Genomic DNA, 13,999 nt, shown 5'->3' on the forward strand with positions numbered 1-13,999 from the left:
GTGGCCGCACACGCGGTGCCCGACCGTCTGCAATGCTTCCGGCATGGCCAGAATCGCGATCGTCGGCGGTGGAAGTATCGGTGAGGCACTGCTGTCCGGGCTGCTGCGGGCCGGACGGCAGGTCAAGGACCTGGCGGTGGCGGAGAAGGATTCGGACCGGGCCCAGTACCTGGCCGACACCTATTCGGTGCTGGTGACGACGGTGGCCAATGCGGTGGACCACGCGAGCTACGTGATCGTGGCCGTCAAACCCGCCGACGTGGCCGGGCTCGTCGACGAGATCGTCGATGCGGCGACCAATGCCGAAAGTGATACGGCCGAACAGGTTTTCGTGACGGTCGCGGCTGGCGTCACCACCGAGTACTACGAGAACAAGCTGCCTGCCGGCGCGCCGGTGATCCGCGTCATGCCCAACGCACCGATGGTCGTCGGCGGGGGAGTCAGCGCCCTGTCGGCCGGTCGCTTCGCCACCCCCGAACAGATGAAGGAGGTCTCGGCGATATTCGACGCGGTAGGCGGGGTGCTCACGGTGCCCGAGTCCCAACTCGACGCGGTCACCGCGATCTCCGGGTCGGGGCCGGCCTATTTCTTCCTGATGGTCGAGGCGCTCGTCGACGCCGGCGTCGACGCCGGGCTGTCGCGATCGGCGGCCACCGACCTCGTCGCACAGACCATGGCTGGGTCGGCCGCGATGTTGCTGGATCGCCTCGACCGGGCCGCCTCCGCGGGCGGTGCCGCCGGCAGCCCGTCGGGTGCCGGAATGGACACCACGCCCGCTCAACTGCGCGCGACGGTCACCTCGCCGGGCGGCACCACCGCGGCCGGTCTGCGCGAACTCGAGAGGGGCGGCCTGCGGGCGGCCGTTGCCAGGGCGGTCGAGGCCGCGAAAAAGCGCTCTGAGCAGCTCGGAATTACATCTGAGTAATTCTTTAAATTACCCACACCCGTCGCAGTAACACCATCTGCCACGCTATTCTCCTCGTGTAAGCACGGGTCGGTGCCAGCGGTGGGGAAGCCGCTGGAACTGCCCGTGCCTGAATGATTGGGTTGCGATGACGTCTATGAACGGGCCATCCTCGCGGGATTCGGCCAGTGGGAAGTCGGCTCGGGACTCCGGATCCGACGGTCAACAGCCACGGGCGCAATTTCTCACCGTCGCCGAGGTGGCGAGCCTGATGCGGGTCAGCAAGATGACGGTGTACCGACTGGTGCACAACGGCGAGCTGCCTGCCGTCCGGGTCGGCCGCTCGTTCCGCGTGCATGCGAAGGCTGTTCACGACATGTTGGAGAGCTCGTACTTCGACGCAGGCTGATCTCCACCGCGTTCCCGGCGCGACCGTCGCCGGCCGTTGGGCGCGTTTCGCGGTTACCTGCACAGCCCGGTAAAGTGGCCGGGTCAGTCAACGATGCTCATCGGGCAGGTAAGGCGTAGGTAGCGGAGTTCATGGGTTCAGTCATCAAGAAGCGGCGCAAGCGCATGTCGAAGAAGAAGCACCGCAAGCTGCTTCGTCGCACCCGGGTCCAGCGCAGAAAACTCGGCAAGTAATCGCCGCCCGCCGCCGCTAGGCTGACCGGACATGGATTCCGAGGGTCGTGCGAACGGAGACGTCAACGGAGCCGACCCGCGCGACGCCGTGCAGTATCCGAAGGTCGTGCTGGTCACTGGGGCGTGCCGCTTCCTCGGCGGCTACCTGACGGCCAGGTTGGCGCAGAACCCGTTGATCAACCATGTGATCGCCGTCGACGCGATCACTCCGAGCAAGGACCTTCTGCGGCGGATGGGCCGCGCGGAGTTCGTCCGTGCCGACATCCGCAATCCCTTCATCGCGAAGGTCATCCGCAACGGTGACGTCGACACCGTGGTGCATGCCGCGGCGGCGTCCTACGCACCTCGCTCCGGGGGCCGCGCGACGCTCAAGGAACTCAACGTGATGGGCGCAATCCAGCTGTTCGCGGCCTGCCAGAAGGCGCCCTCGGTGCAGCGCGTGGTGCTCAAGTCCACGTCGGAGGTGTACGGCTCGACCTCACGCGACCCGGTGATGTTCACCGAGGACACCAGCGCGCGGCGGCCACCGGGGGAGGGCTTCGCCCGCGACAGCATCGACATCGAGAGCTATGCGCGAGGACTGGGGCGTCGTCGGCCCGACATCGCGGTGACCATCCTGCGGTTGGCCAACATGATCGGGCCGGGCATGGACACCGCGCTGTCGCGCTACCTCGCCGGCCCGGTGGTGCCGACGGTCATCGGACACGACGCCCGGCTCCAACTGCTGCACGAGCAGGATGCGCTCGGGGCGCTCGAGCGCGCGACGATGGCGGGCAAGGCGGGCACCTACAACGTCGGCGCGTCCGGGATCGTGATGATGAGCCAGGCGATCCGGAGGGCCGGCCGGATCGCGTTGCCCGTGCCGCGATCGGCGCTGGCGGCGGTGGATTCGCTGAGGCGCGCGACTCGTTACACTGAACTCGATCGTGAGCAGCTGAACTACCTCAGTTATGGCAGAGTGATGGACACATCGCGGATGCGCAACGATCTCGGCTATAACCCGAAGTGGACGACGGTGGAGGCCTTCGACGATTACGTCCGAGGTCGCGGATTGACTCCGATCGTCGACCCACGGTGGGTACGCTCAATGGAGAGTCGCGCCGTTGCCGCGGCGCAACGGTGGGGGCGCTAGGCGCATCAATCTATCGGGTGGGGAGAAGGAAACGACCGTGGCGGGCGAGTCCAAGGCGAAAGTCATTCCGCTGCATGGCAATTCGGGCCGTGCAGCGGCTCAGCGGCGTAATGCCGCACGAGCGCAGGGCTCGCGCCGACATCCCTCGCAGCTGTCGGATCCGGTAGGTGGGGCCTCCGCCGAGGAGATCGCCGCCGTCGTCCGCGAGATCGATGAGCACCGCGGTGGCGTCACGGGCGCACCTCCGGCCGACGAGACGCCCACCGAACTGGCCAAGCAGATCGCCTCGGTCGGCGAGTTCGTGCGCAAGCGGATGACGGGCGAATACACCGTCGACGAGTTCGGGTTCGACGCCCACCTCAATAACGCAATCTTTTTGCCTTTGCTGAGAGTCCTCTTCAAGTCGTGGTTCCGCGTCGAGGTCAGCGGGATCGAGCATCTGCCCGAAACCGGCGCCGCGCTCGTGGTCGCCAACCACGCCGGCGTGCTGCCGTTCGACGGGCTGATGACGTCGGTGGCGGTGCACGACCACCACCCGGCCCAGCGCGACCTGCGCCTGCTCGCCGCCGACATGGTGTTCGACCTGCCGGTCGTCGGTCAGGCCGCACGCAAGGCCGGCCACACCATGGCCTGCACCGCCGACGCGCATCGGCTGCTGGCCGCGGGTGAGCTGACCGCGGTGTTCCCCGAGGGCTACAAGGGCCTGGGCAAGCACTTCAAAGACCGCTACAAGCTGCAGCGATTCGGTCGCGGCGGTTTCGTCTCGGCGGCGCTGCGCACCAAGGCGCCCATCGTGCCGTGCTCGATCGTCGGATCCGAGGAGATCTATCCGATGATTGCCGACGTCAAGCTGCTGGCCCGGTTGCTCGGCCTGCCGTACTTCCCGATCACCCCGTTCTTCCCGCTGGCGGGTCCGGCGGGCATGGTGCCGCTGCCGTCGAAATGGCACATCCAGTTCGGCGAACCGATCGAGACCGCGGACTACGACGAGTCGGCCGCCGACGATCCGATGGTCACCTTCGAACTCACCGACCAGGTGCGCGAGACCATCCAGCAGACGCTGTACCAACTGCTCACCCAGCGCCGGAACACGTTCTTCGGCTGAGCGCGCGAAAAGCCGCTAGCTCTACGAATTACTTTGCTTGGCAATCATTTTCGCGATTGCCTCGTCGCGTGCGGCCGCGATGCGCTGGCTCACCTCGTCGGCTTCGGTGTCCGACTGCGCCTCGCCCATAACCGTGACGACGCTCGTCAGGATGGGGTTGCCGTCGGCGTCGGTTACCTCGCCGCGCACCTCGGTGACGATGGCGCCATGCGATTCGGTGACCGAATCGAGGTAGGAGTCGAAGAACAGCTTGTCGCCGGCCAGGATCGGGCGGTGGAAGGTGATCTTCTGGTCGCGGTGCAGCACGCGCTCCATGTTGATCGGCACGTCGAACTGGTTGAAGATCTCCAGCTGAACGCGCCGACCGGCGACGGCCAGAAAGGTCAGCGGCGCGATCAGCGAGTCGTAGCCGTACTCGGCGGCGGCCTCTTCGGTGAAGTGCGCGGGATGCTCGTCCTTGACCGCCTGTGCGAACTCACGGATCTTCTCCCGGCCGACCTCGAAGTAATCGGGATACCGGTAGTGCGTTCCGATGATGTTCTCTGCGATTGCCATACCTGAACTGCTCCTCGGGTGCGCGCGCTGCCGTCTCTCCTCGTCGGAGTCAGCGGCGCGAGCCTATCAGCGGGTCTCGGCCACCGCCGCGACCAGAGCGGCCCGTCAGCGGCCCTCCTGCCGGCGGGAGACCACCGCCGCCAGCGCTCCTCCGGCCGCGCCGAGCGCCAGCGCCGACGGCACACCGATGCGCGCGGCCTTGCGGGCGGTGCGGAAGTCGCGGATCTCCCACCCCCGCTCACGGGCCAGGTCGCGTAGATCGGCGTCGGGGTTGATCGCCACCGCCGTACCCACCAGCGAGAGCATCGGCACGTCGTTGAAGCTGTCCGAGTAGGCCGTGCAGCGGCGCAGGTTGAGACCCTCGCGGATGGCCAGCGAGCGCACCGCGTGCGCCTTGCCCGTGCCGTGCAGGATGTCGCCGACCAGGCGCCCGGTGAACACCCCGTCGATGGACTCGGCGACCGTTCCCAGCGCCCCGGTCAGGCCCAGCCGCTTGGCGATGGTCGCGGCCAGCTCGTACGGGGTCGCGGTGACCAGCCACACCTGCTGTCCGGCGTCGAGATGCATCTGCGCGAGCGCGCGCGTGCCCGGCCAGATCTTGTCGGCGATGATCTCGTCGTAGATCTCCTCGCCGACCGCCATCAGTTCGGCCGTCGAGCGGCCCTCGATGAAGGCCAGCGCCTTGCGCCGGCCTGCGGCCACATCCTCGCTGTTCTCGCGGCCGGTCAGCTGGAACTTCGCCTGCGCGTAGACGAACCGTGCGACGTCGCCGTAGGTGAAGTACTTGCGCGCGGCCAGGCCGCGGGCGAAGTGCAGCAGCGACGAGCCGTGCACGAGGGTGTTGTCGACGTCGAAGAACGCCGCCGCGGTCAGGTCCGGGGGCGGTGCGGGTGGCGCCGTGGCAGCCTCGGCCATGAGGTCGGTGACGGCCGCCTCTGCGCTCGCCTCACCCGCAAGTTGCTGTTCAGCAGCTTCGCGGTCGCCATTTCGAGACACGGATCAACCCTAAGTCACGGAGGTGGAGATACTGGCGAGGTGGAGCACCAGGTGGAGTTGCTGACGCGCGACGGTTGCACGATCTGCACCGCGGCGGCGGCCCGGCTCGCGGCGCTGGCCGACGAATTGGGCTTCACGCTGGCCGTCACCGATGTCGACGCCGCCGCGGCCGCGGGTCATTCCGGGCTGCGCGCGGAATACGGCGACCGGCTTCCGGTCGTTCTGCTCGACGGCAGCGAGCACAGCTACTGGGAGATCGACGAGCCCCGCCTTCGGGCCGACCTGGCGAAGTGACCGTCCGTTTCTGCGCGAAATTGCGTTCCAGCAGGCCTCCACTCGTGATTCGGCTGCTGGAACGCAATTTCGGCGATAATGGTGGGGAATTTGGTGAGCTAACTGTTCAACGACTACCTTGGATGACGTGGTGATGAAGCCGTGAGCGTGTTGCTTTTCGGGGTTTCGCACCGCAGTGCGCCGGTGTCGGTGCTCGAGCAACTGAGCACCGACGAGTCCGATCAGGCCAAGATCGTCGACCAGGTGCTGCAGTCCTCCCTCGTCACCGAGGCCATGGTGCTGTCGACCTGCAATCGCGTGGAGATCTACGCCGTCGTCGACGCGTTTCACGGCGGGCTGTCGGTGATCGGCCAGGTGCTTTCCGAGCACTCCGGCATGAGCCTCAACGACCTGACCAAATACGCGTATGTGCGGTACGCCGAAGCGGCCGTCGAGCACCTGTTCGCGGTGGCCTCGGGCCTGGATTCCGCCGTCGTCGGAGAACAGCAGGTGCTCGGCCAGGTGCGCCGCGCGTACGCCGCCGCCGAGGCCAACCACACCGTCGGACGCACCCTGCACGAGCTCTCGCAGCGCGCGCTGGCCGTCGGCAAGCGGGTGCATACCGAGACCGGCATCGACGCCGCGGGCGCGTCGGTGGTGTCCGTCGCCCTGTGCACCGCCGAGTCCAAGCTCGGCTCGCTGGCCGGCCGCACCGCGGTGGTCATCGGGGCGGGTTCGATGGGCTCGCTGGCCGCCAAACACCTGACCCGCGCGGGCGTCGACCGCATCCACGTCGTGAACCGCAGCCAGCCGCGGGCCAAACGGCTCGCCGCCAACGTCCGGGAACTGGGCGTCGACGCGCACGCCTTCCCGTTCGATCACCTGCCGCCGCTGCTGACCGACGCCGATGTGGTGGTCTGCTGCACCGGAGCGGTGCGCCCGGTGGTCTCACTGGCCGACGTGCACCGCGGCCTCGCGCACGGCCAAGAGCCCAAGCAGCTGGTCATCTGCGATCTCGGCATGCCCCGTGACGTCGACCCCGCCGTGGCGGGCCTGCCCGGCGTCTACGTCGTCGACATGGAGCGCATCCAGCGCGAACCGGCGGCCCGCGCCGCGGCGTCCGACGCCGAAGCCGCCCGCGCGATCGTCGCCGCCGAGGTCGCCAACTACCTGGCCGGTCAGCGGATGGCAGAGGTCACCCCGACCGTCACCGCGCTGCGCCAGCGCGCCGCCGACGTGGTCGAGGCCGAGCTGCTGAGGCTGGACCACCGCCTGCCGGGCCTGGACGCCATCCACCGCGACGAGGTCGCCAAGACGGTGCGACGGGTCGTCGACAAACTCCTGCACGCGCCGACCGTGCGCGTCAAGCAGCTGGCGAGTGCGCCGGGCGGAGACAGCTACGCCGAGGCGCTGCGTGAGCTCTTCGAGCTCGACCAGCAGGCCGTCGACGCCGTCGCCGGGCCCGAATTGCCTTTGATCGCACCAGATCTCGATAAGGCCGAGTAACGCTTGACTGTAATTCGGATAGGCACTCGCGCCAGTCTCCTGGCGACCACTCAGGCCGGTACGGTCCGAGACGCGCTCATCGCGAACGGACACGCGGCCGAGCTCGTCCCCATCTCCACCGAGGGCGACCGCAACCAGGGCCCGATCGCCGAGATCGGCGTTGGCGTGTTCACCGCGGCCCTGCGCGAAGCCATCCACGACGGCCGGGTGGACGCCGCCGTGCACTCCTTCAAGGATCTGCCTACCGCGGCTGACGCCCGCTTCGTCATCGCCGCGAGTCCCCCCCGCGAAGACCCCAGGGACGCCCTGGTGGCACGCGACGGGCTGGTGCTCGGGGAGTTGCCGCCGGGTTCTTTGATCGGCACATCGAGCCCGCGCAGGGCGGCACAGCTTAGAGCACTGGGTCTCGGTTTGGAAATCCGCCCCCTAAGAGGCAACCTGGATACCAGGTTGAACAGGGTTAGCAACGGTGATCTCGACGGCATCGTAGTCGCACGGGCGGGACTGGCCCGCATCGGGCGACTGGCCGATGTCACCGAGACTCTCGAGCCGGTGCAGATGTTGCCAGCGCCGGCTCAAGGTGCGCTCGCGGTCGAGTGCCGCGCAGGCGACACCGAGCTCGCTGCGCTGCTGGCGGAGTTGGACGACGCCGACACACGCGCCGCGGTCACCGCTGAACGGGCCCTGCTCGCCCGACTGGAGGCGGGTTGTCACGCACCGGTGGGCGCGATCGCTGAGGTGGTCGAGTCCATCGATGAGGACGGCAACGTCTTCGAAGAGGTGTCGCTGCGCGGCTGCGTGGCGGCACTGGACGGATCCGACGTGATCCGCGCGTCCGGCGTCGGCACGACCGACCGGGCCCGGGAGCTGGGGCTCTCGGTGGCCGAGGAGCTGTTCGACCTCGGGGCGCGCGAACTCATGGCGGACGCCAACTGAGCTGTAGAGCGGAGTGACTGAGATGACAGGCCAGACCAGCGGGCGGGGGCGCAAGCCGAAGCCGGGCCGCATCACGTTCGTCGGTTCGGGTCCTGGCGACCCGGGACTGCTGACGACGCGGGCCCACACGGTGCTCGCCAACGCTGCCTTGGTGTTCACCGATCCCGAGGTGCCCGAAGCGGTACTGGCCCTGGTGGGTTGCGAACTGCCGCCCCCGTCGGGGCCCGAGCCGGCCGAGGCCGCCGACAACGGCGAAACCTCGGGTAAGGAAGCACCGACCCTGCCGGGCGGACCGGATATCCGGTCGGCCGTCGGCGATCCGGCCGAGGTAGCCAAGACGCTGATCACCGAGGCCCGCACCGGGGTCGACGTGGTCCGGCTGGTGGCGGGCGATCCGCTGTCGGTGGACGCCGTGATCACCGAGGTGTCGGCGTTGGCGAAGTCGCACCTGAACTTTGAGATCGTGCCGGGCCTGCCGGACACCACCGCGGTGCCCACCTACGCCGGCCTGCCGCTGGGATCGGCGCACACGGTGGCCGACGTCCGCGACCCCGACGTCGACTGGGCCGCATTGGCCGCCGCGCCCGGCCCGCTGATCCTGCACGCGACGGCGTCGCATCTGCCCGACGCGGCGCGCACGCTGATCGAATACGGGCTCACCGACACCACGCCACTGGTGGTCACCGCCAACGGCACCACCTGCCAGCAGCGTTCGGTCGAGACGACGCTGGCCGGGCTGCTGGACAAGGCCACCCTGGCGGGCTCCGAGCCGGCCGGTCCGTTGGCCGGACCGCTCGTGGTGACCATCGGCAAGACCGTGGCCAACCGCACCAAGCTGAACTGGTGGGAGAGCCGCGCCCTGTACGGCTGGACCGTGCTGGTGCCCCGCACCAAGGACCAGGCCGGTGAGATGAGCGAGAAGTTGGTGGGCCACGGCGCGCTGCCGATCGAGGTCCCCACCATCGCCGTCGAGCCGCCGCGCAGCCCCGCTCAGATGGAGCGCGCGGTCAAGGGACTGGTCGACGGCCGGTTCCAGTGGGTGGTGTTCACCTCCACCAACGCGGTGCGTGCGGTGTGGGAGAAGTTCAACGAGTTCGGTCTCGACGCCCGGGCGTTCTCGGGTGTGAGGATCGCCTGCGTCGGCCAGGCCACAGCAGACCGGGTGCGGGCGTTCGGCATCAATCCCGAGCTGGTTCCGGCGGGTGAGCAATCGTCGCTCGGCCTGCTCGACGAATTCCCGCCGTACGACGACGTTTTCGACCCGGTGAATCGCGTGCTGCTGCCGCGCGCCGACATCGCCACCGAGACGCTGGCCGAGGGTCTGCGTGAGCGCGGCTGGGAGATCGAGGACGTCACGGCGTACCGCACGGTGCGCGCCGCGCCGCCGCCTGCGCACACCCGCGAGATGATCAAGACCGGTGGCTTCGACGCGGTCTGCTTCACCTCGAGCTCCACGGTGCGCAACCTGGTCGGTATCGCGGGCAAGCCGCACGCGCGCACCATCGTCGCGTGCATCGGGCCCAAGACTGCCGAGACCGCAGCGGAATTCGGTCTGCGCGTCGATGTGCAGCCCGAGGTGGCCGCCGTCGGACCGCTGGTGGAGGCGCTCGCCGAGCACGCCGCCCGGCTGCGGGCCGAGGGCGCACTGCCGCCGCCGCGTAAGAAGAGCCGCCGCCGCTGACCGCAACACCGAAGGTGGGTTTGCATGGGCTTTCCTAGGCATCGCCCCCGCAGGCTGCGCACGACTCCGGCGCTGCGGCGACTCGTCGCCGAAACCACCTTGGAGCCACGGCAACTCGTGCTGCCGATGTTCGTCGCCGACGGTATCGACGAGCCACGCCAGATCTCGTCGATGCCCGGTGTCGTCCAACACACCCGCGACTCGCTGCGTCGCGCCGCCGAAGACGCGGTCGCCGCCGGTGTGGGTGGCCTGATGCTGTTCGGCGTGCCGCGCGACGCGGACAAGGATCCCACCGGCTCCGTCGGCGTCGCCGAAGACGGCATCCTCAACGCCGCCCTGCGCGACCTGGCCAGTGACCTCGGCGACGACACCGTGCTGATGGCCGACACCTGCCTCGACGAGTTCACCGACCACGGCCACTGCGGAATCGTGGACGCGTCGGGCAGGGTCGATAACGACCTGACCAACAAGCGCTACGTGGAACTCGCTGTGGCGCAAGCGGATTCAGGGGCACACGTGGTCGGGCCGAGCGGAATGATGGACGGCCAGGTCGCGGCGATCCGCGACGGGCTGGACGCCGCCGGGCACACCGACACCGTCATCCTGGCGTACGCCGCGAAGTTCGCCTCGGGTTTCTACGGGCCGTTCCGGGAAGCGGTGGGATCGAGCCTGCGCGGCGATCGTCGCACGTACCAACAGAATCCGGCCAACGCGCGCGAGGCGTTGCACGAGGTGGAACTCGACATCGACGAAGGCGCCGACATCGTCATGGTCAAGCCCGCGATGGGCTACCTCGACGTGGTGCGCGCGGCCGCCGACCTGTCGCCGGTTCCCGTGGCCGCCTACCAGGTCTCCGGTGAGTACTCGATGATCAGCGCCGCAGCCGCCAACGGCTGGATCGACTTGCAGACGGTGGCTCTGGAGACGCTGACCAGCATCCGGCGGGCCGGGGCAGACATCGTCCTGACGTACTGGGCGGCCGACGTCGCCGGTTGGCTGGCGTGAATCCCGAACCGCAGGGCCGACCGGATGAGGCCGGCCAGCAGCCCGAGTCGGGTGGCCGCCCGGACGACGTCGACACCGGCTTCTGGCTCTGGGTGGTCGCGGTCGTCCTGATGGTCGTCGGCCAGGTCGTCGACCTGCTGGTCAGCGAACGCGCCGACGGCCTGCCCGCACCGGTGCTGGCCCTCTCGGCGGTGTTCATCGTGATCCTCGGCGCCGTGGCGCTGACGTTCCAATTCCTGATGCGCCAGGGTTACCGGTGGGCCCGCACCGTGCTGACCGGCGCAGGTATCGCGGCGGTCGTGTACGCCGTGAGCAGCCTGTTCGGCGAGGAACGGCCACCGGCGGCCGCGCTCGCCTACGCCGTCACCGCCATCCTCGGTTCGGTGCTGATCGTGGGCGGTGTGTACCTGCTGCACCGTAAAGACGCCAACGACTACTTCACCCGGTGACCCGATAGGCTGACCCGACCATGACCGCTCCTGCGCCGCGAGCCCGCGTCGTCACTGCCGCCTTCTGGTGCTGGGTTGTCGCCGCGGTGATGTTGATGCTGGGCGGGCTGATCGCCGCCTCGGTCAATCTGCCGCCGCTGTTTCGCGGCGCGGGGGTCCTCACCGCCGTCGCCGGTGCGGGAATGGCGTTCCTCGCGGGCCGCAGCCGCGCGGGCGATGTCCGGTTCCGCCGCGCCGGCGTCGCGTTGGCGCTGACCATCGTCGTGTTCGTGGTGCTGCTCGCGATGCGCGGCGTCGTGCACATCGTGACGGTGCTCGGGCTGCTGCCCCTGATCGCGGGCGCCGTCCTGATCACCCGGCCCAGCGCGAACGCGCAAGAGGAAGCGACGTGACCGACAAGCAGACCGCGCCGCAGGTGCTGTTCTACGAGCAGGGGGCCAGTTGGTGGTGGTTGGCCGCCGGCCCCGGTGCGGCGATCGCGATGGGACTGATCCAGGCGTCAGCCGGCTACGGGTTCCAGTGGGTGGTTCCCGGGATGTTCCTGGTGCTCGTCAGCGGCTTCCTCGCGATACAGGTCAAGGCCGCCCGTATCCACACCTCGGTCGAGTTGACACCCGAGACGCTGCGGCAGGGCACCGAGCGCATCAGTACCGACGAGATCGTCCGCGTCTATCCCGAGGCCACCGGTTCGGAGCCGCCGAAATGGCAGTCGGCGCGGGCGCTGGGCGAGCTCACCGGTGTGCCGCGCGGCCGCACCGGTATCGGGCTGAAGATGACCAATGACCGCACCGCGCAGGCTTGGGCCCGCAAGCATCAAACGCTGCGGCAGACGTTGACCCAGCTCATCGAAGAGCGCATTCCGCCGGCATGACGGTCCGCGCAGCGCTCGAGCTGGTGCTGGCCGTCGCCGCCGCGGTGGGCAGCGTGCTGAGCTGGCTTGCGGCCCCGACGACGGTCGCGGTCCCGCCGGTGCTCGAAGGCGAACCGCAGACAACCTCGGTCGAGTACAGCGCGCCGATGGTGGGGCTCGCGCTGCTGCTGGCCGCGGTCGCCGGTGTGTTCGTGGTGCTGGCCATCGCGCATTGGCGCCGCGATCGGCGCGCTGCCCCTTCGCCCCGCGAGTGACCGCGTTTGCCGGTGACACGCCGAGCGATCCCGTGCAAAACAGGTCGCTCGCGGGAAGTGAGAGGCCGCTCACAGCCGCTTGGTACAAAGTGCAAAATTTGTAACACTGTGTCACATGACCGAATTGGTGGAGACAGACAGGCCCGTCGACGATGCGCTGCCGCTGGGCCCGCAGTCGCTGGTGTGGCGCTACTTCGGGGACAACCGGATGTACCTGATCGGGCCGCGCCCCGCGGTGCTGCAGAACATGCTGGCCGAACTCGGCCAAGGCGTCCTCGACCACTCGGTGTTCTTCGACGACACCGCCGCGCGGGTCAAGCGCTCGCTGCCGCCGATCTTCAACACGGTCTACGGCTCCGATGAGGACCACCCGGGCGCCCAGGTGCGCGACTTCCACACCGACATCAAGGGCAAGATGCCCGACGGGGCCCGGTACCACGCCCTGGATCCGGAGACCTACTTCTGGGCGCACGCGACGTTCGTCGAACAGGTGTTGTACTTCGCCGACACCTTCGTCAAGCGGCTGAGCCGCGAGGAGAAGGAGCAAATCTATCTCGAGTCCAAGACGTGGTACCGCCGCTACGGCGTGAGCGACCGGCCGATGCCCGCCACCTACGACGAGTTCGAACGGTACTGGGACCGCATGCTCGACGAGATCGTCGTCGCACACAAGACCGCGGTCTACGGCGTCGGCTACGTCACGAAGGGTTTCCCGCGCCCCAAGGGTGTCCCGGCGTGGGCGTGGAAGCTGATCGCGCCGGTGTTCAATCCGCTCGCGGCGTTCCTGACCACCGGCGGACTGCCGCCCCGCGCGCGCGAGCTGCTGCAACTGCCGTGGAGTGAACGCCAGGAGCGCCGCTACCAACGGTTCGCGGCGTTGTGGCGGTCGCGCCCGGTCAACTGGGTGTGGGATCGTCTGCCCATGAGTTGGCGCTACAACAGCTACGCCCAAAAGGGTTATGCCCGGGCCTGACCCGGCCAACGGGTCTGATACGTCGCCCGCGACGGGGCTTGATTCGTCGCCCGCGACGGGCCTTGATTCGTCGCCCGCGACGGGGCTTGATTCGTCGCCCGCGACGGAAGCCATCCTGGACGCCGCCGTCATCGAGTTCGAGCGGCACGGCTTCCGGCGGGTCGCACTCGACGACGTCGCCCGCCGCGCAGGCGTCAGCCGGACCACGATCTACCGGCGGTTCGCCAACCGCGACGAGCTCGTGGCCGCGGTGATCGAACGCGAGAACATCGCGCTGTTCGCCGACATCGCCGAAGAGGTCAAACGGGTTGGGCCGCAATCGAACTATTACGTCGAGGCGTTCACCCTGTCGATCCTGAAGTTCCGTCGCCACCGCGTGCTGTACCGGATATTGACCGACGATCCCGCGCTGCTGCTCGAACTGGCCCGCACGCACTACGACGCCGCGATCATCCGGATGGCCGCAGCGTTGCGGGTGATCTTCCCCGCTGGATTCGCCGAGCGGATCGGCGAGGAGGCCGTCGAGGAATTGGCCGACACGATCCTGCGGTATGCGGTGATGGTGTTGCTGCTGCCCAGCTCCCAGCCTCTGGAGTCCGCCGACGACATCCGCGCTTTCGCTCGCAAACACTTCCTTCCCAGCCTGCCCACCGCTTTGCGAACCGTGCCCACCGGTTAGGCGAACTGCGTTTCGTATTTCGGCTCTCCGGGCAGTCA

The 13,999-nt window shown here is 68.5% G+C and carries 18 protein-coding genes; 16 read left to right on the forward strand and 2 right to left on the reverse strand.

Features of this window, described 5'->3' with window-relative positions; genetic code table 11:
* Positions 1-43 precede the first annotated feature (43 nt).
* The 5 genes from proC to A5759_RS19470 all read left to right on the forward strand — a co-directional run bounded on the left by proC (position 44) and on the right by A5759_RS19470 (position 3,783).
* Positions 44-925 carry a pyrroline-5-carboxylate reductase gene (gene proC, locus A5759_RS19455; protein ID WP_068200530.1) on the forward strand — a complete coding sequence of 294 codons (882 nt, stop codon included), beginning with the start codon at positions 44-46 and terminating at the stop codon, positions 923-925.
* Between the two features lie 127 nt (positions 926-1,052).
* Positions 1,053-1,313 (forward strand): helix-turn-helix domain-containing protein, encoded by a 261-nt coding sequence (locus A5759_RS19460; protein ID WP_064351303.1) that lies wholly within the window; start codon positions 1,053-1,055, stop codon positions 1,311-1,313.
* Positions 1,314-1,444: 131 nt separating this feature from the next.
* On the forward strand, positions 1,445-1,546 hold the full coding sequence (locus A5759_RS25720) for a 30S ribosomal protein bS22 (protein WP_003402602.1): 102 nt from the start codon (positions 1,445-1,447) through the stop codon (positions 1,544-1,546).
* Positions 1,547-1,577: 31 nt separating this feature from the next.
* Positions 1,578-2,678: an SDR family oxidoreductase gene (locus A5759_RS19465; protein WP_068200532.1), complete on the forward strand. Its 1,101-nt coding sequence runs from the start codon at positions 1,578-1,580 to the stop codon at positions 2,676-2,678.
* Between the two features lie 37 nt (positions 2,679-2,715).
* Positions 2,716-3,783 carry a lysophospholipid acyltransferase family protein gene (locus A5759_RS19470; protein WP_068200533.1) on the forward strand — a complete coding sequence of 356 codons (1,068 nt, stop codon included), beginning with the start codon at positions 2,716-2,718 and terminating at the stop codon, positions 3,781-3,783.
* A 21-nt stretch (positions 3,784-3,804) separates the two neighbouring features.
* Here the strand turns inward: A5759_RS19470 and A5759_RS19475 are convergent, their stop codons facing one another.
* Together A5759_RS19475 and A5759_RS19480 are read right to left on the reverse strand one after the other, a co-directional pair.
* Positions 3,805-4,338: a MaoC family dehydratase N-terminal domain-containing protein gene (locus A5759_RS19475; RefSeq protein ID WP_064425337.1), complete on the reverse strand. Its 534-nt coding sequence runs from the start codon at positions 4,336-4,338 to the stop codon at positions 3,805-3,807.
* Between the two features lie 105 nt (positions 4,339-4,443).
* Positions 4,444-5,253: an HAD family phosphatase gene (locus tag A5759_RS19480; protein ID WP_231984700.1), complete on the reverse strand. Its 810-nt coding sequence runs from the start codon at positions 5,251-5,253 to the stop codon at positions 4,444-4,446.
* Between the two features lie 120 nt (positions 5,254-5,373).
* On the opposite strand from A5759_RS19480, the gene A5759_RS19485 reads away from it, so the two are divergent.
* The 11 genes from A5759_RS19485 (at position 5,374) to A5759_RS19535 (ending at position 13,961) form a co-directional block, all read left to right on the forward strand.
* Positions 5,374-5,628 carry a glutaredoxin family protein gene (locus A5759_RS19485; protein ID WP_068200536.1) on the forward strand — a complete coding sequence of 85 codons (255 nt, stop codon included), beginning with the start codon at positions 5,374-5,376 and terminating at the stop codon, positions 5,626-5,628.
* A gap of 141 nt (positions 5,629-5,769) precedes the next feature.
* Complete coding sequence (locus A5759_RS19490; protein WP_068200538.1) at positions 5,770-7,113, forward strand: glutamyl-tRNA reductase; 1,344 nt, start codon at positions 5,770-5,772, stop codon at positions 7,111-7,113.
* Between the two features lie 3 nt (positions 7,114-7,116).
* Positions 7,117-8,049, forward strand: a complete 933-nt coding sequence (gene hemC / locus A5759_RS19495) for a hydroxymethylbilane synthase (RefSeq protein WP_064399682.1) — start codon at positions 7,117-7,119, stop codon at positions 8,047-8,049.
* Positions 8,050-8,071: 22 nt separating this feature from the next.
* Entirely contained in the window at positions 8,072-9,730 is a 1,659-nt protein-coding gene (locus A5759_RS19500; protein ID WP_068200540.1) for a bifunctional uroporphyrinogen-III C-methyltransferase/uroporphyrinogen-III synthase, read from the forward strand.
* 24 nt (positions 9,731-9,754) lie between these two features.
* On the forward strand, positions 9,755-10,735 hold the full coding sequence (gene hemB / locus A5759_RS19505) for a porphobilinogen synthase (RefSeq protein ID WP_068200543.1): 981 nt from the start codon (positions 9,755-9,757) through the stop codon (positions 10,733-10,735).
* On the forward strand, positions 10,732-11,184 hold the full coding sequence (locus tag A5759_RS19510) for a hypothetical protein (protein WP_068200545.1): 453 nt from the start codon (positions 10,732-10,734) through the stop codon (positions 11,182-11,184). The genes hemB and A5759_RS19510 overlap by 4 nt, the downstream gene beginning before the upstream one ends.
* Positions 11,185-11,204: 20 nt before the next feature.
* Positions 11,205-11,576: a hypothetical protein gene (locus A5759_RS19515; protein WP_068200547.1), complete on the forward strand. Its 372-nt coding sequence runs from the start codon at positions 11,205-11,207 to the stop codon at positions 11,574-11,576.
* Positions 11,573-12,055, forward strand: a complete 483-nt coding sequence (locus A5759_RS19520) for a DUF3093 family protein (protein WP_068200549.1) — start codon at positions 11,573-11,575, stop codon at positions 12,053-12,055. Before A5759_RS19515 ends, A5759_RS19520 begins: the two co-directional genes overlap by 4 nt.
* A complete protein-coding gene (locus tag A5759_RS19525; protein WP_068200551.1) occupies positions 12,052-12,309 on the forward strand; it encodes a hypothetical protein in 258 nt (85 codons plus the stop codon). Before A5759_RS19520 ends, A5759_RS19525 begins: the two co-directional genes overlap by 4 nt.
* A gap of 115 nt (positions 12,310-12,424) precedes the next feature.
* The gene (locus A5759_RS19530; RefSeq protein ID WP_068200553.1) at positions 12,425-13,282 is read left to right on the forward strand and encodes an oxygenase MpaB family protein; all 858 of its coding nucleotides are present in this window, start codon (positions 12,425-12,427) and stop codon (positions 13,280-13,282) included.
* Positions 13,269-13,961, forward strand: coding sequence for a TetR/AcrR family transcriptional regulator (locus A5759_RS19535; protein WP_082962202.1), 693 nt, complete (start codon positions 13,269-13,271; stop codon positions 13,959-13,961). Before A5759_RS19530 ends, A5759_RS19535 begins: the two co-directional genes overlap by 14 nt.
* Positions 13,962-13,999: the final 38 nt, after the last annotated feature.

The organism is Mycobacterium sp. 852014-52144_SCH5372336 (assembly GCF_001665615.1).
In the GTDB taxonomy this organism is placed as follows: Bacteria; Actinomycetota; Actinomycetes; order Mycobacteriales; family Mycobacteriaceae; genus Mycobacterium; species Mycobacterium neumannii_A.